Origin of the sequence: Nitratidesulfovibrio sp., from assembly GCF_040373385.1 — a bacterium.
GTDB lineage: Bacteria > Desulfobacterota > Desulfovibrionia > Desulfovibrionales > Desulfovibrionaceae > Cupidesulfovibrio.
This window is the reverse complement of the sequence record NZ_JBDXXH010000002.1, coordinates 178983-196683: the sequence shown is the minus strand read 5'-3', so window position 1 is coordinate 196683 and position 17701 is coordinate 178983. Positions and strand designations below refer to the sequence as shown.

The window sequence follows — 17701 nt, the reverse complement described above, 5'->3', positions numbered from 1 at the left end:
CGTCCTACTTTCTGGGCGCTTCGAGCTTCATGCCGCGAAGCTGGCTCACGTACTCGGCGCTGCGCAGCGAGGTAAGCCCCGCCATGGTGGCGCGCAGCACGTTGTGCGGGTTGTTGGTGCCGATGGCCTTGGCAAGCACGTCGGTCACGCCAACGGCTTCCATGACGGCGCGCACTGCACCACCGGCGATGATGCCGGTACCCTTGGAGGCGGGCTTCAACATGACGCAGCCGGCGCCGAACTCGCCCTGGATTTCGTACGGAAGGGTGCCGTCCACCAGCGCAATCTGGACCATGTCCTTCTTGGCGCGTTCGGTGGCCTTGCGCAGGGCTTCCGGCACTTCCTGGGCCTTGCCGAGGCCGAAGCCCACGGCGCCCTTGCCGTCGCCCACGACTACGAGGGCGCTGAAGCTGAAGCGGCGACCGCCCTTCACAACCTTGGCAACTCGGTTAAGGTAGACAATCTTCTCTACCAACCCGAACTCATTCTGTTCCATGCCAGTACCTACCACCCGTTAGAATTCCAGGCCGCCCTCACGGGCACCGTCGGCAACAGCCTTGATGCGCCCGTGATACAGGTAGCCGTTACGGTCGAACACCACGCGCTTGATGCTCTTTTCGCCAGCAAGACGCGCGATTTCCTTGCCCACCAGTTCCGCCCCGGCCTTGTTGCAATGCGCCCCGGCCTGGGCCTTGCCGATGGCAAGGGTGGAGGTGGCAACAAGCGTGGCTCCGGTGGCGTCGTCCACGATCTGGGCGTAGACATGCAGGTTCGAGCGGTAGACAACCAGCCGGGGACGCTCGGTGCTCCCGGCGATCTTCTTGCGAATGCGGACTTTGCGCCGCTTTCTGGCATCGTTCTTGGTCATCGTCATTTTCTCATACCTGCCTATTTGCCACCAGACTTGCCGGCCTTGCGGCGAATCTGCTCGTTGTCGTACTTGATGCCCTTGCCCTTGTAGGGTTCAGGCTTACGCACGCGGCGGATGCGTGCGGCGATCTCGCCGACCACTTCCTTGCTCATGCCCGAGATGGTCAGCTTCTGGCCTTCCACCTTGGCTTCGACGCCTTCGGGCATTTCCATGATCACCGGGTGCGAGAAACCGACCGCGAGTTCCACCAGGTTGCCCTTTACGGCAACCTTGTAGCCGACGCCGATGACTTCCAGGGTCTTGGAAAAGCCCTTGGTCACACCCTGAATGCAGTTGGCGAGCAGGGTGCGGCGCAGGCCGTGCTGGGCACGGGCGATGCGGGTTTCGGTGGCGCGGGTGATGACGACATGACCGTCTTCAACCGCGTAGTTCAGTTCCGCGTGGGTAGGGGTGACAAGCACGCCCTTCGGGCCCTTGACCTCGACGGCTTCGGTCCCGACCTTCACTTCGACGCCGGAAGGAATGGCGATGGGGAGTTTACCGATTCGCGACATGTCCGTACCCTACCAGATTTCGCAGAGCAGTTCCCCGCCAACCTTGCGGTCACGGGCCTGCGTGCCCGCAAGGACACCGCTGGAGGTGGACAGAATGCAGATGCCAAGGCCGTTCTGGACCTTGGGGATGTCGGAAGAACCGACATACACCCGGCGGCCGGGCTTGCTCACCCGCTTCAGGCCGGCGATGACCGGCTTGCCTTTGAAATACTTGAGGGAGATCTTGATCTCGGCCTCTTCCATCGCCACGTCTTCGATGTAGCCTTCCTGCTTCAGGATGGCGGCGATGGATTCCTTGATCTTCGAGCGCGGCACACTCACTTCCTTGTGCAGGGCCAAGTGTGCGTTGCGGATACGCGTAAGCATATCAGCAATAGGATCAGTCAGCATTCCTTACTCCTTGGTGACTTACCAGCTCGACTTGCGAACGCCGGGCAGTTCGCCGCGCAGGGCCATGTTGCGGAAGCAGATACGGCAAAGGCCGAACTTGCGCATGTAGGCACGCGGGCGGCCGCAAACCGGACAACGGTTGTAGGCGCGGGCGGAGAACTTGGGCTTGCGCTGCGCCTTCACTTCAAGCGATGTACGAGACAAAGCCGTTTCTCCTTACTTCTTGAAAGGCATGCCGAGCTGGTCGAGCAGCAGCTTGCCTTCCTTGTCCGTCTGGGCAGTGGTAACGATCGTGATGTTCATCCCCTTGGGATTTTCAACGCGATCCACTTCCAGCTCGGGGAAAATGGTGTGTTCCTTGATACCCAGGGTAAAATTGCCCCGGCCATCGAAGCCACGGTCCGGTATCCCTCTGAAGTCGCGCACGCGGGGCAGCGCGAAGTTCATCAGCTTGTCCAGAAAGTCCCACATGCGTTCCTTGCGCAGCGTCACGCGGCAGCCGATAGGCATGCCTTCGCGCAGCTTGAACGACGCGATGGACTTCTTTGCACGGGTCACGACGGCCTTCTGCCCGGCGATGGCGGTCAACTCCTTGATGGCTTCTTCCATCAACTTGTTGTTCTGGCTCGCGGCGCCGAGGCCGATATTCAGAGAGACTTTCTCAATCCCGGGAACCTGCATCGAAGAAGTGTAGTTAAACTCCTTCTGCAATACCGGAACCACTTTCTCGCGGTATATCTGTTCAAGACGCGTCATCGTCTCTCACCCTATCCAATGATTTCGTTGCACTTCTTGCAGAAGCGAACTTTCTTGCCGTCCTCGGTGTAGCGGTAGCCCACCTTGGTGGCCTTGGCGCACGCATCGCACATCACCATCACGTTGGAGATGTCAACAGGCATCTCCTTCTCGATGATGCCGCCCGGCTGCTGCCGGTACGGATTTGCGCGCATGTGGCGCTTGACCATGTTGACCTTCTCGACAAGCACTCCGTCCTTCTTGGGAAGAACCTTCAGCACCTTGCCGATCTTGCCCTTGTCCTTGCCGGCGATGACGACAACCTTGTCGTCCTTGCGGATGCGGAACTGTTTCATTTGTGGGCTCCTAGAGCACTTCGGGCGCCAGCGAGACGATCTTCATGAAGTTCTTGCCGCGCAGTTCGCGGGCAACGGGGCCGAAGATGCGGGTGCCCACCGGCTCGCCCTGCTTGTTCAGCAGAACGGCCGCGTTGGAATCGAACTTGATGTACGAACCGTCGACGCGGCGAACTTCCTTGCGGGTGCGCACGATGACGGCCTGCATCACGTCGCCCTTCTTCACCTTGCAGTGCGGCAGGGCTTCCTTCACGGAAACGACGACGATGTCGCCCACGGTGGCGTAGCGGCGCTTGGAGCCGCCGAGCACCTTGATGCACGCGACTTTCTTCGCACCGGAATTGTCCGCCACCTGCAGCGTGGATTCTACCTGGATCATCGCAAACCCCTACACGGCTTTTTCGAGAATGGAGACCAGATGCCAGCGCTTGTTGCGGCTGAGCGGACGGTACTCGATGATCTTCACCTTGTCGCCGATGCCGCACTCGTTCTGGGGATCGTGAGCGGTGAACTTGTTGCGGCGGCGCACGTACTTCTTCAGCAGGGGATGCTGCACCAGCGTCTCGACGCGAACGACGACGGTCTTGTCGTTCTTGTCGCTGACGACGATCCCGGTGAGCACCCTGCCCTTGCGGTTCATCAGTTCTTCGGACATGGGCTTACCCCTTTTCCTTCAGGATGGTCAGAATCCGGGCGATGTCGCGCTTGGTCGCCGGGAGGCTGGAGGTCTTCTCCAACTGCGCGGTGGCGTGGCGGAAGCGCATATCGAACAGTTCCTTGCGGGATTCTGCCAACTTGTCCTTGAGCTGTTCAGCGCTGAGCTTTCTCAGTTCTGCGGCGTTCATTCTAGAGGCCCTCCCGCACGACAATGGTCGTCTTGATGGGGAGCTTGTGGGCGGCGCGCGTCAGAGCTTCCTTGGCAAGCTCCAGGCTGACGCCCTTGATTTCGTAAAGCACGCGGCCCGGCTTCACCGGAGCGCACCAGCCCACCGGGGCGCCCTTACCGGAACCCTGGCGGGTTTCGAGGGGCTTGGCGGTGACCGGATGGTCGGGGAAGATGCGGATCCAGACCTTACCGCCGCGCTTGATATGGCGCATCATGGCGATACGGGCGGCCTCGATCTGCTGGCTGGACAGCTTGCCGTGTTCTACTGCCTTAAGACCGATATCACCGAAGGCGACAGTGGCGCCGCGGGTGGCCATGCCACGCAGACGGCCCTTCTGCCACTTGCGGAATTTAACCTTTCTGGGGCTCAACATTACTGTTCTACCTCGTTGTCCAGAATTTCACCCTTGAAAATCCAGACCTTGACGCCGATCACCCCGTAGGTGGTGCGGGCCTCGGCAAAACCGAAGTCGATGTCGGCACGCAGGGTCTGCAGGGGCACGCGACCATCGCGGTACCATTCGGTACGGGCGATTTCGGCCCCGGCGAGGCGGCCGGAACAGGTCACCTTGATGCCTTCGGCACCGAACTTGCGCGACATGGACACCGTGCGCTTCATGGCGCGACGGAAGGCCACGCGGCGTTCAAGCTGCAGCGCGATGTTTTCGGCAACGAGCTGGGCTTCCACTTCGGGGCGGCGGATTTCGTTCACCTCGATGGAGAACTCGCGCTTGAACTTCTTGCGCAGGTCGCCACGAAGCTTTTCGATTTCCACGCCCTTGCGGCCGATGACGATGCCCGGACGCGCAGTGGAGAGGATCAGCCGCACCTTGCCGCCGGCACGCTCGATCTCGATCTTGGACAGACCGGCGTGGTACAGCGTCTTCTTCACGAACTTGCGGATGTTGTGATCCTCGAAGACGAAGGTGGGATAGTCCTTCTTGCTGAACCAGCGCGACTGCCAGTTCTTGTTGTACCCCAGCCGGAAGCCGTAAGGATGTACTTTCTGACCCATAACCTATTCCTGCCCTTCTGCGAGAATCACGGTGATGTGGCTGGTACGCTTCCGGATCTTGGTGGCGCGACCCTGCGCACGCGGAAGAAACCGCTTCCAGGTGGGGCCTTCGTTGATGACGATCTGCTTCACGACCATGGCGTCCACATCGATGCCGGGCAGCTGCTCGGCGTTGGCGAGGGCGGAACGCAGCACGCCGAAGATGATGTCGGCGGGCTTGTTGGGCGTAAACTTAAGGATATTCATGGCGTCTTCGACAGGCAGCCCGTTCACGTTCTGGGCAACAAGCCGGGCCTTACGCGGCGACACGCGCATGAATTTCGCGGTGGCTCTCGATTCCATCGGATTCACCCACTACTTCTTTGCTTTGCTCTTCTTGTCCGCGGCATGCCCGTAGAACGTGCGGGTCGGGGCGAATTCGCCCAGCTTGTGACCCACCATGTTCTCGGTGACGAACACGGGAATGAACTTCTTCCCATTGTGGACCGCGAACGTCAGGCCGACCATCTCGGGAGCGATGGTGGACCGACGCGACCACGTCTTGATGACGCGGCGGTCGCTGTTCGACACGGCCAATTCCACTTTCTTGATCAGATGGTCGTCGATGAACGGACCTTTCTTCAGGGATCTGGGCATGCTCTACTCCTACTTCTGACCGCGTCGCTTGACGATGAGCTTCGAGGAAGCCTTCTTGCGATCGCGGGTCTTGTACCCCTTGGTGGGCACGCCCCACGGAGTCACCGGATGGCGACCGCCGGAGCTGCGGCCTTCACCACCACCCAACGGGTGGTCGATGGGGTTCATGGCGACACCGCGGACCTTGGGACGACGACCGAGCCAGCGATTGCGGCCCGCCTTGCCCAACGAGATGTTCTCGTGGTTCACGTTGCCGACCTGGCCAATGGTGGCGCAGCAGGCAGCAAGCACCTTGCGCACTTCGCCCGAAGGCATGCGCAGGAGGGCATACTTGCCTTCCTTGGCCACCAGCTGGGCGTAGGTACCGGCGGCGCGGCAGAACTGGCCGCCACGGCCGGGGTGGAGCTCGATGTTGTGCAGCACGGTACCGACCGGGATGCGGGCCATGGGCATGGCGTTGCCAGGCTTGATGTCCGCGCCTTCGCCAGCCTGCACCTTGTCGCCCTGCTTGATGCCAAGCGGAGCGAGGATGTAGCGCTTCTCGCCATCTGCGTAGTGCAGCAGCGCGATGCGGGCGGTACGGTTGGGATCGTACTCGATGTGCGCGACGGTGGCCGCGATACCGAGCTTGTTACGACGGAAGTCGATGATGCGGTACAGGCGCTTGTGACCGCCGCCGCGACGGCGCATGGTCACGCGGCCATTGTTGTTGCGACCGCTCTTTTTGGTCAGCCCCTCGGTAAGGGACTTCTCGGGCGTGCTCCTGGTGACTTCCTCGAAATCCGAGACGGTCTGGAAGCGGCGACCGGGAGATGTCGGTTTCAGCTTGCGAACAGCCATGCTTACACTCCCTCGAAGAATTCGATTTTTTCGCCGGGAGCCAGGGTCACATAAGCCTTCTTGCAGCCGGAGATCCGGCCCACGACGCGACCCTGACGGACCTTGTCGGCAGGCTTCTTGGTGACGACATTGACGTCGGTCACCTTGACCTTGAAGGCGGCTTCGACGGCCTTCTTGATTTCGATCTTGTTGGCCCGGGGGTTCACAAAGAACACGACCTGCTGGGCCTGGTCCTTCACGAAGGTGGCCTTTTCGGACACCAGGGGCTTCACGAGAATCTGTGTATAATCCATGACCAACCTCCCTACTTCAGCCGGGCCTGGACGGATTCGACGGCGCCCTCGAACATCACCAGCTTCGGGTGCTTCAGAATCTCGTAGACGCTGAGCTGGTCGGCGGTGATCAGGGTAATGCCGGGAATGTTGCGGGCCGAAAGGGCGAGGGTGGTATCCGCTTCGGCGGTGATCACCAGGGCCTTCTCGAGACCCAGGGTACCGGCCACCTTGGCGAACAGCTTGGTCTTGATCTCGGGCAGTTCGATGCCCTTAACCACCATCAGGTTCTCGCCGGCAAGCCGCGAGCTGAGCGCCATCTTCAGGGCCAGCTGGCGGACCTTCTTGTTCACCTTGAAGCCATACTCGCGGGGCTGGGGGCCGAAAATGACCGCCCCGCCGCGCCAGATGGGCGAACGGTTCGAGCCGGAACGGGCGCGGCCTGTGCCTTTCTGGCGCCAGGGCTTTGCACCGCCGCCGGAAACAAAGGCGCGGGTCTTGGTGGCATGGGTGCCGGAGCGCAGCCCGGCGCGGTGCGCACGGACCACGAGATTGAGAATCTCAGGCTTCACCTCGACCTCGAACACCTCGGGAGCGAGCGTCAGTTCGCCGGCTTCCTTCTTGTTCTGATCGTATACTTTCACCACAGCCATGTGATCATCCTCATTTCGTTACTGCTTGCGCACCAGAACCAGGCCGTTCTTGGGGCCGGGAATGGCACCCTTCACCAGAATGACGTTGTCTTCGGCGCGAATGTCGACGATCTCGAGGTTCTTGACCGTCACGCGCTCGTCACCCCAGTGGCCGGCCATCTTCTTGCCCTTGAACACGTGACCCGGAAAGGTGTTGTTACCGATGGAACCACCGGAACGATGCACCTTTTCGCAGCCGTGCGTGTCCTTGGAGCCGGCGAAGTTCCAGCGGCGCATGACGCCCTGGTACCCCTTGCCTATGCTGGTGCCGGTCACCTTCACCTTTTCGCCAGCGGCGAACAGGGACACGGTGAGTTCCTGGCCGACTTCGAATTCGGCAGGCGCTTCCAGGCGAATTTCGCGGAGGTTGCGGAAAAGACCCTTGCCTGCCTTGGCGAAGTGGCCACGGGCGGGCTTGGTTACGTGCTTTTCCTTGGCTTCCTCAAAGGCGATCTGCACGGCGTTGTAGCCGTCGGTCTCGCCGTTGCGAACCTGGATGACCGGACAGGGACCGGCCTGGATGACCGTAACAGCCACGGCGGAACCATCACTGGCGAAAATGCGGGTCATGCCGACCTTGCGACCCAGGATACCCAATTTCTCAGCCATGACTTCCTCTCACTAGAGCTTGATTTCGACGTCCACACCGGCGGGCAGGCTCAGCTTGCCCAGTGCGTCCACGGTCTGCTGCGTAGGCTCGAGGATGTCCATGAGCCGCTTGTGGATGCGCATTTCAAACTGCTCGCGCGACTTCTTGTCGACGTGCACGCTCCGGTTGACGGTGTACTTGTGAATGTTGGTGGGCAGGGGGATGGGACCAGCCACCCCGGCGCCCGTGTTGCGCGCCGTATCCACGATTTCCGCCACAGCCTTGTCGAGGATGCGGTAATCGTAAGCTTTCAGCTTGATTCTGATACGATCACTGCTAACTGTCGTCATTGTTGATTACTCCGTTATCTGGCAAACGTACCCTTGCCGTCCGGCGCCCGACTGCCATGAGGTGAGAGGCAGGAGCCGTAGGCTGCAGAGTTCCTCACGTTCGGTGGCGGCACACCGAGACCCGCCATAAGCATCCGGAGCTACGCGATACCCGGACGCCGCTTCCGCGACGTGGGCTCAGGTGGCATGTGACGCCATGGCGGCTTGCCGTCCGGCGGGGGACGGGGTGCCGTGATCTTCGAGGATGTGGAGCGATGGAGAGAAAGACGGGGAGGGAGGCCGACTGGCACACCCAAAGGTCTTCTCACTCGCCTCGCGGCACCGCTTTCGCGGTATCCGTCCGGGAAGATCACCCATGTTGTCGCCAGCCTGGCCCTGGCCGGAGCATGCTCCGGCGAGTGCAGGTGGACCACAGGGGTCACCGAATAGGGCGCAAGCGCCCCGCACGTACAGTACCTTACAGCCCGCCAACAAGGGGTTAACGACGGGCTGGAACGGCATGACATAATTGCGGCATTCGGTAACGCCTGCAATTGTCAAAGCTTGGCTTGCGCCAAACGCATCAGGACAGGCTCGACCTGCCCTTCCCCTGCCGTTACAGGGGCCCCCGAAGCTTCGGGGATCACGTTTTTCGCACCGGAGAACCGGCGCGAGTGGATTGATTACCCCACCCAGCCATCCCCGTCAAGAATTTTCGAAAAAAAAGAGCCCCGGGTTTTTGCCCGGGGCTCTGCTTTCTACGGAGTCCTTTACCGATGGCTCCGCTCTCTCCACGAGAGGAAGGGCTAGCCCTTCTTCTTGATCACTTCTTCGGCGAGCTGGGCCGGAACCCGCTCGTAGTGATGGAACTGCATGGAGAAGGTGGCGCGGCCCTGCGTCTTGGAACGCAGGTCGGTGGCGTAGCCGAACATCTCGGACAGCGGCACCTGGGCGCGCACGGCCTGGGAGCCCACGCGGGCTTCCATGTTCTGCACGCGACCGCGGCGGCCGTTCAGGTCGCCCATGACGTCGCCGAGGTATTCGTCGGGGGTCACCACTTCCACGTCCATGATCGGTTCGAGCAGAACCGGCGAGGCCTTGTGGATGGCGTCCTTGATGGCCATGGAGCCGGTCACGTAGAACGCCTGCTCCGAAGAGTCGACGTCGTGGTACGAACCGAACACCAGGGTAACCTTGATGTCCACGGTGGGGAACCCGGCCAGCACGCCACTCTTCATGGCGTCCTGGATGCCCTTGTCCACCGGGGAGATGTATTCCTTGGGGATGACGCCACCGGAGATCGCGTTGACGAACTCGTAGCCCTTGCCCGGGTTCGGCGCGATCTCGATGACGGCGTGGCCGTACTGGCCACGACCGCCCGACTGCTTCACGTGCTTCATGTCCGACTTGGACGGAGCGGTGATGGTTTCGCGGTACGCAACCTGGGGCTTGCCCACGTTGGCGTTGACGCTGAACTCGCGGGTCAGGCGGTCGACGATGATCTCGAGGTGCAGTTCGCCCATGCCCGCGATCAGGGTCTGGCCGGTTTCCTCGTCGCCCTTCACGCGGAACGACGGATCTTCCTTGGCCAGCTTGGCGAGGGCGGCGGACAGCGCATCGCGGTCGGCCTTGGTCTTGGGTTCGATGGCCACTTCGATGACCGGCTCGGGGATATCCAGCGATTCGAGCACCACGGGGCGCTTTTCGTCGCACATGGTATCACCGGTGGAGGCCAGCTTCAGGCCAACCACGGCCACGATGTCGCCAGCGCCCGCCCACTTGATCTCTTCACGCTTGTTGGCGTGCATGCGCAGCAGGCGGCCGACGCGTTCCTTCTTGCCGGTGGTCGAGTTCAGCACGGTCATGCCGGACTCGATGAAACCGGAGTAGATGCGGAAGAAGGACAGGTGACCGATGTACGGGTCGGAGAACAGCTTGAACACCAGACCGGCCAGAGGTTCCTTGTCGTTGCAATTGCAAACGATGACTTCCCCTTCTTTGTCCGGGTTCATGCCCTTCATCTGTTCGATGTCCAGCGGCGAGGGCAGGAAGTCGACCACCGCGTCAAGCAGCGGCTGCACGCCCATGTTGCGGAAGGCAGAGCCGCAGAACACCGGAACGATGTTGCGGGCAATGGTGGCCTTGCGCACGCACGAGATGATTTCTTCCTCGGTCAGCTCTTCGCCGCCCAGGTACTTCTCGAGCAGGGCTTCGTCCTCCTCGGCCACGGCTTCCACCATGGCAAGGCGCTTTTCTTCGTACATGTCCATCATGTCGGCGGGCACGTCTTCTTCCGTGAACTCCACGCCCTTGCTGGACTTGTCGAACTTGATGGCCTTGCCGCGGATGAGGTCGACCACGCCTTCGAACTTGTCTTCGCTGCCGATGGGCAACTGGATGGGAATGGGCTTCGCGCCCAGGCGTTCGACCATCATGTCGACGCAACGGAAGAAGTTGGCGCCTATGCGGTCCATCTTGTTGACGAAGCAGATGCGCGGAACGCCGTAACGGTTGGCCTGGCGCCACACCGTTTCCGACTGCGGCTCGACGCCGGCAACGGCGTCGAACACGGCCACGGCACCGTCAAGCACGCGCAGCGAACGTTCGACTTCGATGGTGAAGTCGACGTGGCCGGGCGTGTCGATGATGTTGATGCTGTAATCTTTCCAGCTGCACGTGGTGGCAGCGGAAGTGATGGTGATGCCGCGTTCCTGTTCCTGCTCCATCCAGTCCATGGTGGCCGCGCCATCATGGACTTCGCCGATCTTGTGGGAAACGCCGGTGTAATAGAGGATGCGCTCGGTGGTCGTGGTCTTGCCCGCGTCAATGTGGGCCATGATCCCGATGTTCCTCTGCCGTTCGAGGGGGACGGTTCTGGACACGATGGGTACTCCGGCGCCCTACCAGCGGTAATGGGCGAAGGCCTTGTTGGCTTCGGCCATGCGGTGGGTGTCTTCCTTCTTCTTCACGGCGCCGCCGCGACTGTTGAAGGCATCAATGAGCTCGGCGGAAAGCTTCGCGGACATGCCCTTCTCGCCGCGCGAGCGGGCATAGTTGATCAGCCAGCGGATGGCCAGCGAGACCTGACGGTCGGGCCGCACGTCCATGGGCACCTGGTAGGTGGCGCCGCCAACGCGGCGGGCCTTCACTTCAAGGTGCGGCTTCACGGACTCGACGGCGCGTTCGAACGCCTTCAGGGGCTCTTCACCGGTCTTTTCGCCCAGGGTTTCGAGCGACTTGTAGAACAGCTTTTCTGCCACACCCTTCTTGCCGTCGTACATCAGGCGATTGATGAAACGGGCGGCCAGCCGGCTGTTGTACACCGGATCGGGCAGAATTTCACGTCTGGGGACGGGACCTTTACGAGGCATCGAAATACTCCCTTGCTATTTGGGACGCTTGGCGCCGTACTTGGAACGGCCCTGGCGACGATCCTGCACACCGGCAGTGTCGAGGGTGCCGCGCACGATGTGGTAGCGGACACCGGGCAAGTCTTTCACGCGGCCGCCGCGAATCATGACGACCGAGTGTTCCTGCAGGTTGTGGCCTTCACCGGGAATGTAGGCGGTAACTTCGATACCGTTGGTGAGGCGCACGCGGGCGACCTTACGCAAGGCGGAGTTCGGCTTCTTCGGGGTGGTGGTGTACACGCGGGTGCACACGCCACGGCGCTGCGGGCAGGCCTGGAGAGCGGGAGTCTTCTTCCGCTTCAGCACTGCCTTGCGCTCTTTGCGAATGAGCTGGTTGATAGTGGGCATTCTGCTCCTCCGTGAAAGTGGATCGGAAACTATCGGTAAAGGCGCATGGGCATAGCCCAGCGCCTGACCGTTGTCAAGCAACATGATACGGAACCCGCCCATCACCTACGGGGCAGGTTCGCGCCGAACACACGGTCACACGGGCTACCGGACGCACCGCAAGCGCTCCGGTGGGGCGGGGTTCCAGCAGCCAGCATCCCCGCAAAATCGCCCACCATGGTCCTGAACCCAGCTTCTGTACCCCTTTTCCTCCCGATGGACAAGTTTTTTCCATACCAACCTTCGGGCAACGTTACGCCCTTCCCCCACGCCCACGGGCGGCGCGACCATGCACAACCGCGAAGCTGGCAGCCCCTGCCCCTGCACCTGCCCCTGCACCTGCACCTGCACCACCGCAGCCACCCCAGAACAGGCTGCGTCATGTATTATTGATATGCCCCACGCACAGCATCGGCACAGCTACTCCGGCAGAGCACCCCGCGCGTCGCAGTGCGCTCGGGCCCCATCCTGCAGATGCGGGGGGCTGCCGGACGGACGGGAGAATCCAACACCCCCTACCCATCCCAAGGCGCCCGATGTCGGGCGCCTTGGCCACACCCCCTTGGTCATTTTATCACAACCAAATTGGTGGACAATTGTCACCTTCCGTCGTGCGCCCTCGCGCCATTGCCGCAGGCCAGCGTCGGCCAGCCTGGCCCGCTCCGCATGAACGGCCAATCTAATCCCATGACTTCGGGGTATTATAAAGACCCTCGCCAACACGAAAAACCTACAGATACGGTCCCGCAACAACACACCCGCCAGGCACAGCACGCCTCCGCATCGCCGCCCCCGCCCCTTCCTGCCGCCTGAACACAGCGCCGCGCAAACCTGCGTTTTTCCCCATGCGCGGCAATCCGGGCCGCCCCATCCGTACCGGGCGTGCGTGCTTTTTCCGGCGCAAAATCAGCGGGCTGACGCTTTTCTCCCATTTGCCGCTTGACATTATGTAAAATATTTCACAAGAGGAATACGTGAACGGCGAGATGCACTCCCGAATGCACCGCCGCTTCCACATGCTTCTCACACGAGAACAGTTTTTTCGTACGCCGCCGCCCCCGAAGCGGCGCGCCATGGCAACAACACATTCATTTGGAGGATGGAAGGTATGTCCAAGCTGGTTCCCCCTCATGGTGGTAAGGGTCTCGTCTGCTGCCTGCTCGAAGGTGCCGCCCGCGAAACCGAACTCAAGAAGGCCGCTGGCCTGAAGCAGATCGAAATCAGCTCGCGCACCAAGGGCGACCTCATCATGATGGGCATCGGCGGCTTCTCTCCGCTGAACGGCTTCATGAAGAAGGCCGACTGGAAGAGCGTCTGCGAAAAGATGACCACCGCCGACGGCACCTTCTGGCCCGTGCCGGTGACCATGGACATCTCCAAGGAAGACGCCGCTGCCGTCAAGGTGGGCGACGAAGTGGCCCTGGTGCGCAAGGGTGAAACCTTCGCCACCATGAAGATCGAAGAAATCTACGAAATGACCGAAGCCGACAAGAAGTGGGAATGCGAACTCGTCTTCAAAGGCGATGGCCCCGACTCCCAGAAGTTCTGGGAAGTGGCGCTCGAAGACCACCCCGGCGTGAAGATGGTCATGGAACAGAAGGAATTCAACGTCGCCGGTACCGTGAAGGTGCTGTCCGAAGGTGACTTCCCCACCAAGTTCGCCGGCGTGTACAAGCGCCCCGCCGAACTGCGCGCCGAAATGGAAGAACGCGGCTGGGCCAACGTTGCCGCCCTGCAGTTGCGCAACCCCATGCACCGTTCGCATGAATTCCTCGCCAAGATCGCCATCGAAGTGTGCGACGGCGTGGTCATCCACTCCCTGGTGGGCGCCCTGAAGCCCGGTGACATCCCCGCCGAAGTGCGCGTGAAGTGCATCGACACCCTGGTCGAAAAGTACTTCGTGAAGCAGAACGTCATCCAGGCCGGCTACCCCCTGGACATGCGTTACGCCGGTCCCCGCGAAGGCCTGCTGCACGCCACCTTCCGCCAGAACTACGGCATCAACCGCATGATCATCGGTCGTGACCACGCTGGCGTGGGCGACTTCTACGGCATGTTCGAAGCCCAGACCATCTTCGACAAGATCCCCTACACCAACGAAGCCTGCCCCGAACCCGGCAAGGCCCTGATCTGCACCCCGCTGAAGATCGACTGGACCTTCTACTGCTACAAGTGCGACGGCATGGCCTCCCTGCGTACCTGCCCGCACGGCAAGGAAGACCGCGTCATCCTCTCCGGCACCAAGCTGCGCAAGGCCCTGTCCGACGGCGCCGCGGTTGCCGACCACTTCGGCCGCGACGAAGTGCTGGAAATCCTGCGCGCCTACTACGAAGGCCTGACCGAAAAGGTCGAGGTCAAGATGCAGCAGGCCGCTTCCGGCTCCGTGATGAAGTAGGCTCCGGCCACTTCAACGCTCGCTACATCGGGGAGGCGCCGCAAGGCGCCTCCCCTTTTTTTGCGTGCTGGCGGGTTGGCACAAGCCCAACGCGCCCACCTCAAACGAAGGCGCGGCCCCCCCGCCGGGAACCGCGCCAGTTCGCACCATCGATAGCGAAGCCGCAGGTGCACAACTTACCGAAACACTACACCTAACGCGCCCACCACGGCACATGCGACCACCCGGAACGCAACCCCTCGCGCCATAGTGCGGCATCCGGGTCCACCCGGTCCAGCAGGGCATGAAAACGGGATGAATGGTCCAGGTGCACGGTGTGGCAAAGCTCGTGCAGCAACACATGGCGGGCCAGTTCGCGCGGCAGGAACAGCAGGCTTGCATTGCAACTGATGGTGCCCCGTGCGGAACAACTGCCCCAGCGGGTCTGCTGCATGCGCACCACGCAGCGCTGGTAGTGAAAGCCATGCTCCACGGCCAGCGCGTGCAGCCACGGCGCCAGCCGACGCCGAGCCACTGCGCGCAACCAGTCGCGCAGAAGGTCCACGGCCACGCCGTCACCGCCACCCCCTTCCGGCACGCGCAGGCGCAGGGCGGCGTCCACCTCGCGCAGTTCCGGGCGCATGCCCGGCGCAAGGGGCGCACGAATCACTCCATACCTCGCCTGCACGGCGGGCAGCACCACCTCGGTGGGTACACTGCGGATGCCGTCCGGCCCAAGGAAGGCCCCGGCTCCGGGCTGGAAGCCCTGCCCGATGCCCGGTCCACCCTCGCCCCCATCCGAACCGTACGCCGGGCCGGGCACCGGCTCGGCCAGCCCGGCCCGCAGCAGGGCCCGCACGATCCACGTACGGTGCCGCTCCAGCACCTCCGGGATGCGCGTTGCGCTGAAGCCGGGCGGTATCACCACCTCCAGCCCGCGCCGGGGCACGATACGCAACCGCACCCGCCGGGCGCGGGGACTGGTGCGCACGTCGTGCCGGGGCGGCCAGGCCACGACGGGTGAAGGAACGGCGGCGGCATCGGGCGAGGCCTCGTCCAGCACACGACCATGCGCGTGGCCGTGCCCGCTGCCGTGTTCCTTGTCATGGATACCGTCAGGGCCGTTGCCCCGGACGATATCCGGCTCAGCCTCGCGTCCGGCTTCGGGCCATCCCGACCGGAGTCCGGCAAACCGTCGCATCAGGTCTTTCAAGGGGTTCGTTGGGCTCATGTGTACGGGGCTTTACCTGTGCCTGTTTACCGCATACTATCGCCTCGCCTCGGGCTGGCCTTTCCGCAAGACCCGCACTGGAGATTCGAGACATGCTCGCGTCAAATCGTTCCGCCTCAATCTGGGGCGGCTTTCTGCTCGCCGCGCTGGGCGCGGCCTTCTGCGCCTGGGCCGCCATCGCCCCTTCCGAGTCGCTATGCGTCAGCACCGGCTGCTCGCTGTACAGCAACCTCACCATATGGGGCCTGCCCCTGTGGTGGTATGGCACGGGCGCGTTCTCGCTCCTAGCCCTGTTCTGCATCTTCGGCAAGCAGGGCGCCGCGCGCGGGTTCGCCTGGCTGATGCTGGCTGCCGACACGGCACTGCTGGCACTGATGGCACTTACCGCCCCCTGTGCGGCCTGCCTGGTGGTGGCCGCGCTCATCGCCGGGGCCTTCGTGGCCATTCCCGGTGAACCACGCCGCGACCGGCAACAGCGCATCTCCATCCTGCTTCTGGTGTGGGGCGGCCTGTTCTTCGCCAACGGCGCGGCCCTGGCCACCGAGCGCATGGGCACCTGGAACCTCACGGGGCCGGAAAACGCCCCCGTCACCCTGTACTTCTCGCCGTCATGCCCGGCCTGCCGCCAGGCCATCACCGCCCTTGCCGGTGCCGCGCCGGACACCGTGGCCTACCGCCCGGTGGCCGAAAACGACGACGACATCCTGGCCATTGAGCAGATGCGCCGCGCCATTGAACAGGGGGCGTCCGTGGCGGATGCCCTGCGCAAGGCTGTGGAGACCCCGGAGGCCCCGGCAATGTCCCTGTACGAGCAGGCCCGGCTGCGCTGGAAGCTGCTGCGCAACAAGGCTCGCGTGCTTTCCACCGGAGCGGACCGGCTGCCGGTGATGCTGATGGCGGGCATGCCCCGCCTGCCCTTCGGCCACGGGGCTGACGGAACCGCCACCACCGCCCCGGCCTCTTCACAGCCCGCACGTCCCGCCGCCCCGCAGCAGGGTCCCTCCACGCCGGTACAGGGGCAGGCAGGCAAGCCAGCCCCTGCCCCCACGGGGCAGGACACACCCCTGCCGTTCCTGACCAACGACTTCGCGGGCTGCGGGCAGACCCCCTCCAGCAACGCCACCTGCAACTAGGCATCACGCAGGGCCTGCCGTCAGCGCCGCCGCCATTGCCCCCCCGGCAGCGCCGCCCGCCTGCTCCGTTTCACCACGCCGGGCGCCTGCCCAGGGCCGGAATGCGGCCTGTCGGGGTTGTACCAGACTGCGGGCCCTGCCATGCCCCGCGCCACGGCCTGGCCTGGGCCGTAGTGGACCAGGCTCCTCCCCCTGCCCCCGGTACCGCCGGACTCGCCCGACAAATTGAGCAGTCAACCAGAAACCGCAAGATTTGTTGACCTTTCGGGCGTTTCAGACTATGTGAAAAAAATCATTTTTTCAGACATCGCACCCGTGCGCGCCGTGCGCGGGGTTTGTCCGGGGAGGCGACGCATCCCCCCTTTTCGCTTGGACAAAGCGAAAAAAACGCCGTATAGGGGGGTGCGCCGCAAGAGGCGCGCCCGCTAACCGCAACGGCAAAGAGTTCACATGACCATCAGGGACCTGCTCGCCGAGCACAAGGACGCCATCATCCACAAGTGGATAGATGCCATGTATGGCACCTATCCATTTGATACCGTAGGTTTCCTGCGCAGCAGCAGGGACCAGTTCTCCAACCCCGTGGGGCACACCACCGCGGCTTCCGCCGTGGTCATCTTCGACGCCATTGCCGGCGAAGACGTGGACGATGCCCGCCTTTCCGAGGCCATAGAGGATGTCATCCGCATCCGGGCCATCCAGAATTTCTCCCCGGAACAGGCCGTGGGCGTGCTGTTCGTGCTGAAGACGGTGCTCCGCAAGATGCTGCGGCCCGCCATCGTGAAGCACGGGCTGCACGACGAGCAGCTGGAGGTGGAATCGCGCATCGATACCGTGGCGCTCATGGCTTTCGGCAAGTATGCCGCATGCCGGGAGCGCCTGCACATGATGAAAGTTGACGATTTCAAACGTGGGTACGCCCAGCTCCTGCGCAGGGCTGAACGTATATTGGACAAGCCGGTAGGGGAACCGGACACGCAGAAACCGATAGCCTAGCAGCG

At 62.6% G+C, this 17701-nt stretch carries 26 protein-coding genes; 3 read left to right on the top strand and 23 right to left on the bottom strand.

What is annotated here, in order from left to right; all coding sequences use genetic code 11:
- Positions 1 to 4: 4 nt before the first annotated feature.
- The 22 genes from rpsE to rpsL form a co-directional block, all read right to left on the bottom strand.
- The gene (gene rpsE / locus ABWO17_RS03915) at positions 5 to 496 is read right to left on the bottom strand and encodes a 30S ribosomal protein S5 (RefSeq protein WP_353116272.1); all 492 of its coding nucleotides are present in this window, start codon (positions 494 to 496) and stop codon (positions 5 to 7) included.
- Positions 497 to 514: 18 nt separating this feature from the next.
- Complete coding sequence (rplR, locus tag ABWO17_RS03910) at positions 515 to 874, bottom strand: 50S ribosomal protein L18 (protein WP_007521046.1); 360 nt, start codon at positions 872 to 874, stop codon at positions 515 to 517.
- Positions 875 to 888: 14 nt separating this feature from the next.
- Positions 889 to 1425: a 50S ribosomal protein L6 gene (gene rplF / locus ABWO17_RS03905; RefSeq protein ID WP_353116270.1), complete on the bottom strand. Its 537-nt coding sequence runs from the start codon at positions 1423 to 1425 to the stop codon at positions 889 to 891.
- A 9-nt stretch (positions 1426 to 1434) separates the two neighbouring features.
- Positions 1435 to 1815, bottom strand: coding sequence for a 30S ribosomal protein S8 (rpsH, locus tag ABWO17_RS03900; protein WP_353116268.1), 381 nt, complete (start codon positions 1813 to 1815; stop codon positions 1435 to 1437).
- A gap of 18 nt (positions 1816 to 1833) precedes the next feature.
- Positions 1834 to 2019: a type Z 30S ribosomal protein S14 gene (locus ABWO17_RS03895; RefSeq protein WP_007521040.1), complete on the bottom strand. Its 186-nt coding sequence runs from the start codon at positions 2017 to 2019 to the stop codon at positions 1834 to 1836.
- Positions 2020 to 2031: 12 nt separating this feature from the next.
- On the bottom strand, positions 2032 to 2571 hold the full coding sequence (rplE, locus tag ABWO17_RS03890) for a 50S ribosomal protein L5 (protein WP_353116266.1): 540 nt from the start codon (positions 2569 to 2571) through the stop codon (positions 2032 to 2034).
- 11 nt (positions 2572 to 2582) lie between these two features.
- Entirely contained in the window at positions 2583 to 2906 is a 324-nt protein-coding gene (gene rplX, locus ABWO17_RS03885; protein ID WP_167128968.1) for a 50S ribosomal protein L24, read from the bottom strand.
- Between the two features lie 10 nt (positions 2907 to 2916).
- The gene (gene rplN / locus ABWO17_RS03880) at positions 2917 to 3285 is read right to left on the bottom strand and encodes a 50S ribosomal protein L14 (protein WP_007521033.1); all 369 of its coding nucleotides are present in this window, start codon (positions 3283 to 3285) and stop codon (positions 2917 to 2919) included.
- 9 nt (positions 3286 to 3294) lie between these two features.
- Positions 3295 to 3561 (bottom strand): 30S ribosomal protein S17, encoded by a 267-nt coding sequence (rpsQ, locus tag ABWO17_RS03875; RefSeq protein WP_353116263.1) that lies wholly within the window; start codon positions 3559 to 3561, stop codon positions 3295 to 3297.
- Positions 3562 to 3565: 4 nt separating this feature from the next.
- Positions 3566 to 3751 (bottom strand): 50S ribosomal protein L29, encoded by a 186-nt coding sequence (rpmC, locus tag ABWO17_RS03870; RefSeq protein WP_353116261.1) that lies wholly within the window; start codon positions 3749 to 3751, stop codon positions 3566 to 3568.
- 1 nt (position 3752) lies between these two features.
- Positions 3753 to 4166, bottom strand: coding sequence for a 50S ribosomal protein L16 (gene rplP, locus ABWO17_RS03865; RefSeq protein ID WP_353116259.1), 414 nt, complete (start codon positions 4164 to 4166; stop codon positions 3753 to 3755).
- On the bottom strand, positions 4166 to 4807 hold the full coding sequence (gene rpsC, locus ABWO17_RS03860) for a 30S ribosomal protein S3 (protein WP_353116257.1): 642 nt from the start codon (positions 4805 to 4807) through the stop codon (positions 4166 to 4168). The genes rplP and rpsC overlap by 1 nt, the downstream gene beginning before the upstream one ends.
- A 3-nt stretch (positions 4808 to 4810) precedes the next feature.
- Entirely contained in the window at positions 4811 to 5149 is a 339-nt protein-coding gene (gene rplV, locus ABWO17_RS03855; RefSeq protein WP_012611250.1) for a 50S ribosomal protein L22, read from the bottom strand.
- Positions 5150 to 5161: 12 nt separating this feature from the next.
- On the bottom strand, positions 5162 to 5443 hold the full coding sequence (gene rpsS / locus ABWO17_RS03850) for a 30S ribosomal protein S19 (RefSeq protein ID WP_007521020.1): 282 nt from the start codon (positions 5441 to 5443) through the stop codon (positions 5162 to 5164).
- Positions 5444 to 5452: 9 nt separating this feature from the next.
- Complete coding sequence (gene rplB, locus ABWO17_RS03845) at positions 5453 to 6283, bottom strand: 50S ribosomal protein L2 (RefSeq protein WP_353116255.1); 831 nt, start codon at positions 6281 to 6283, stop codon at positions 5453 to 5455.
- 2 nt (positions 6284 to 6285) lie between these two features.
- On the bottom strand, positions 6286 to 6576 hold the full coding sequence (rplW, locus tag ABWO17_RS03840) for a 50S ribosomal protein L23 (protein ID WP_353116253.1): 291 nt from the start codon (positions 6574 to 6576) through the stop codon (positions 6286 to 6288).
- A gap of 11 nt (positions 6577 to 6587) precedes the next feature.
- On the bottom strand, positions 6588 to 7208 hold the full coding sequence (rplD, locus tag ABWO17_RS03835) for a 50S ribosomal protein L4 (protein WP_353116251.1): 621 nt from the start codon (positions 7206 to 7208) through the stop codon (positions 6588 to 6590).
- Between the two features lie 18 nt (positions 7209 to 7226).
- Positions 7227 to 7856 carry a 50S ribosomal protein L3 gene (gene rplC / locus ABWO17_RS03830; RefSeq protein WP_353116249.1) on the bottom strand — a complete coding sequence of 210 codons (630 nt, stop codon included), beginning with the start codon at positions 7854 to 7856 and terminating at the stop codon, positions 7227 to 7229.
- Positions 7857 to 7868: 12 nt separating this feature from the next.
- Positions 7869 to 8186 carry a 30S ribosomal protein S10 gene (gene rpsJ / locus ABWO17_RS03825; RefSeq protein ID WP_007521013.1) on the bottom strand — a complete coding sequence of 106 codons (318 nt, stop codon included), beginning with the start codon at positions 8184 to 8186 and terminating at the stop codon, positions 7869 to 7871.
- 785 nt (positions 8187 to 8971) lie between these two features.
- On the bottom strand, positions 8972 to 11047 hold the full coding sequence (fusA, locus tag ABWO17_RS03820) for an elongation factor G (RefSeq protein ID WP_353116247.1): 2076 nt from the start codon (positions 11045 to 11047) through the stop codon (positions 8972 to 8974).
- A gap of 18 nt (positions 11048 to 11065) precedes the next feature.
- Positions 11066 to 11536, bottom strand: coding sequence for a 30S ribosomal protein S7 (rpsG, locus tag ABWO17_RS03815; RefSeq protein ID WP_012611244.1), 471 nt, complete (start codon positions 11534 to 11536; stop codon positions 11066 to 11068).
- A 15-nt stretch (positions 11537 to 11551) separates the two neighbouring features.
- A complete protein-coding gene (gene rpsL, locus ABWO17_RS03810; RefSeq protein ID WP_007521010.1) occupies positions 11552 to 11923 on the bottom strand; it encodes a 30S ribosomal protein S12 in 372 nt (123 codons plus the stop codon).
- A gap of 1147 nt (positions 11924 to 13070) precedes the next feature.
- On the opposite strand from rpsL, the gene sat reads away from it, so the two are divergent.
- Positions 13071 to 14357 (top strand): sulfate adenylyltransferase, encoded by a 1287-nt coding sequence (gene sat, locus ABWO17_RS03805; protein ID WP_353116244.1) that lies wholly within the window; start codon positions 13071 to 13073, stop codon positions 14355 to 14357.
- A gap of 193 nt (positions 14358 to 14550) precedes the next feature.
- On the opposite strand, the gene ABWO17_RS03800 is transcribed toward sat, so the two are convergent.
- Positions 14551 to 15567: a M48 family metallopeptidase gene (locus ABWO17_RS03800; RefSeq protein ID WP_353116242.1), complete on the bottom strand. Its 1017-nt coding sequence runs from the start codon at positions 15565 to 15567 to the stop codon at positions 14551 to 14553.
- Between the two features lie 92 nt (positions 15568 to 15659).
- Between ABWO17_RS03800 and ABWO17_RS03795 the strand changes: the two genes are divergently transcribed.
- A complete protein-coding gene (locus ABWO17_RS03795; protein WP_353116240.1) occupies positions 15660 to 16700 on the top strand; it encodes a hypothetical protein in 1041 nt (346 codons plus the stop codon).
- A gap of 450 nt (positions 16701 to 17150) precedes the next feature.
- Positions 17151 to 17696, top strand: coding sequence for an RsbRD N-terminal domain-containing protein (locus ABWO17_RS03790; RefSeq protein ID WP_353116238.1), 546 nt, complete (start codon positions 17151 to 17153; stop codon positions 17694 to 17696).
- Positions 17697 to 17701: the final 5 nt, after the last annotated feature.

What these genes read in the sequence shown, in the direction of transcription:
- rplP (WP_353116259.1), bottom strand. Translation starts at nt 4,166, where the DNA reads ATGTTGAGCCCCAGAAAGGTTAAATTCCGCAAGTGGCAGAAGGGCCGT.
- rplR (WP_007521046.1), bottom strand. Translation starts at nt 874, where the DNA reads ATGACGATGACCAAGAACGATGCCAGAAAGCGGCGCAAAGTCCGCATT.
- rpsL (WP_007521010.1), bottom strand. Translation starts at nt 11,923, where the DNA reads ATGCCCACTATCAACCAGCTCATTCGCAAAGAGCGCAAGGCAGTGCTG.
- ABWO17_RS03800 (WP_353116242.1), bottom strand. Translation starts at nt 15,567, where the DNA reads ATGAGCCCAACGAACCCCTTGAAAGACCTGATGCGACGGTTTGCCGGA.
- rplF (WP_353116270.1), bottom strand. Translation starts at nt 1,425, where the DNA reads ATGTCGCGAATCGGTAAACTCCCCATCGCCATTCCTTCCGGCGTCGAA.
- rplD (WP_353116251.1), bottom strand. Translation starts at nt 7,208, where the DNA reads ATGGCTGTGGTGAAAGTATACGATCAGAACAAGAAGGAAGCCGGCGAA.
- rplC (WP_353116249.1), bottom strand. Translation starts at nt 7,856, where the DNA reads ATGGCTGAGAAATTGGGTATCCTGGGTCGCAAGGTCGGCATGACCCGC.
- rplV (WP_012611250.1), bottom strand. Translation starts at nt 5,149, where the DNA reads ATGGAATCGAGAGCCACCGCGAAATTCATGCGCGTGTCGCCGCGTAAG.
- sat (WP_353116244.1), top strand. Translation starts at nt 13,071, where the DNA reads ATGTCCAAGCTGGTTCCCCCTCATGGTGGTAAGGGTCTCGTCTGCTGC.
- rpsS (WP_007521020.1), bottom strand. Translation starts at nt 5,443, where the DNA reads ATGCCCAGATCCCTGAAGAAAGGTCCGTTCATCGACGACCATCTGATC.
- rpsQ (WP_353116263.1), bottom strand. Translation starts at nt 3,561, where the DNA reads ATGTCCGAAGAACTGATGAACCGCAAGGGCAGGGTGCTCACCGGGATC.
- rpsE (WP_353116272.1), bottom strand. Translation starts at nt 496, where the DNA reads ATGGAACAGAATGAGTTCGGGTTGGTAGAGAAGATTGTCTACCTTAAC.
- rpsG (WP_012611244.1), bottom strand. Translation starts at nt 11,536, where the DNA reads ATGCCTCGTAAAGGTCCCGTCCCCAGACGTGAAATTCTGCCCGATCCG.
- ABWO17_RS03795 (WP_353116240.1), top strand. Translation starts at nt 15,660, where the DNA reads ATGCTCGCGTCAAATCGTTCCGCCTCAATCTGGGGCGGCTTTCTGCTC.
- rplB (WP_353116255.1), bottom strand. Translation starts at nt 6,283, where the DNA reads ATGGCTGTTCGCAAGCTGAAACCGACATCTCCCGGTCGCCGCTTCCAG.
- rpsC (WP_353116257.1), bottom strand. Translation starts at nt 4,807, where the DNA reads ATGGGTCAGAAAGTACATCCTTACGGCTTCCGGCTGGGGTACAACAAG.
- rpsH (WP_353116268.1), bottom strand. Translation starts at nt 1,815, where the DNA reads ATGCTGACTGATCCTATTGCTGATATGCTTACGCGTATCCGCAACGCA.
- rpmC (WP_353116261.1), bottom strand. Translation starts at nt 3,751, where the DNA reads ATGAACGCCGCAGAACTGAGAAAGCTCAGCGCTGAACAGCTCAAGGAC.
- rplE (WP_353116266.1), bottom strand. Translation starts at nt 2,571, where the DNA reads ATGACGCGTCTTGAACAGATATACCGCGAGAAAGTGGTTCCGGTATTG.
- rplN (WP_007521033.1), bottom strand. Translation starts at nt 3,285, where the DNA reads ATGATCCAGGTAGAATCCACGCTGCAGGTGGCGGACAATTCCGGTGCG.
- rpsJ (WP_007521013.1), bottom strand. Translation starts at nt 8,186, where the DNA reads ATGACGACAGTTAGCAGTGATCGTATCAGAATCAAGCTGAAAGCTTAC.
- rplX (WP_167128968.1), bottom strand. Translation starts at nt 2,906, where the DNA reads ATGAAACAGTTCCGCATCCGCAAGGACGACAAGGTTGTCGTCATCGCC.
- rplW (WP_353116253.1), bottom strand. Translation starts at nt 6,576, where the DNA reads ATGGATTATACACAGATTCTCGTGAAGCCCCTGGTGTCCGAAAAGGCC.
- ABWO17_RS03790 (WP_353116238.1), top strand. Translation starts at nt 17,151, where the DNA reads ATGACCATCAGGGACCTGCTCGCCGAGCACAAGGACGCCATCATCCAC.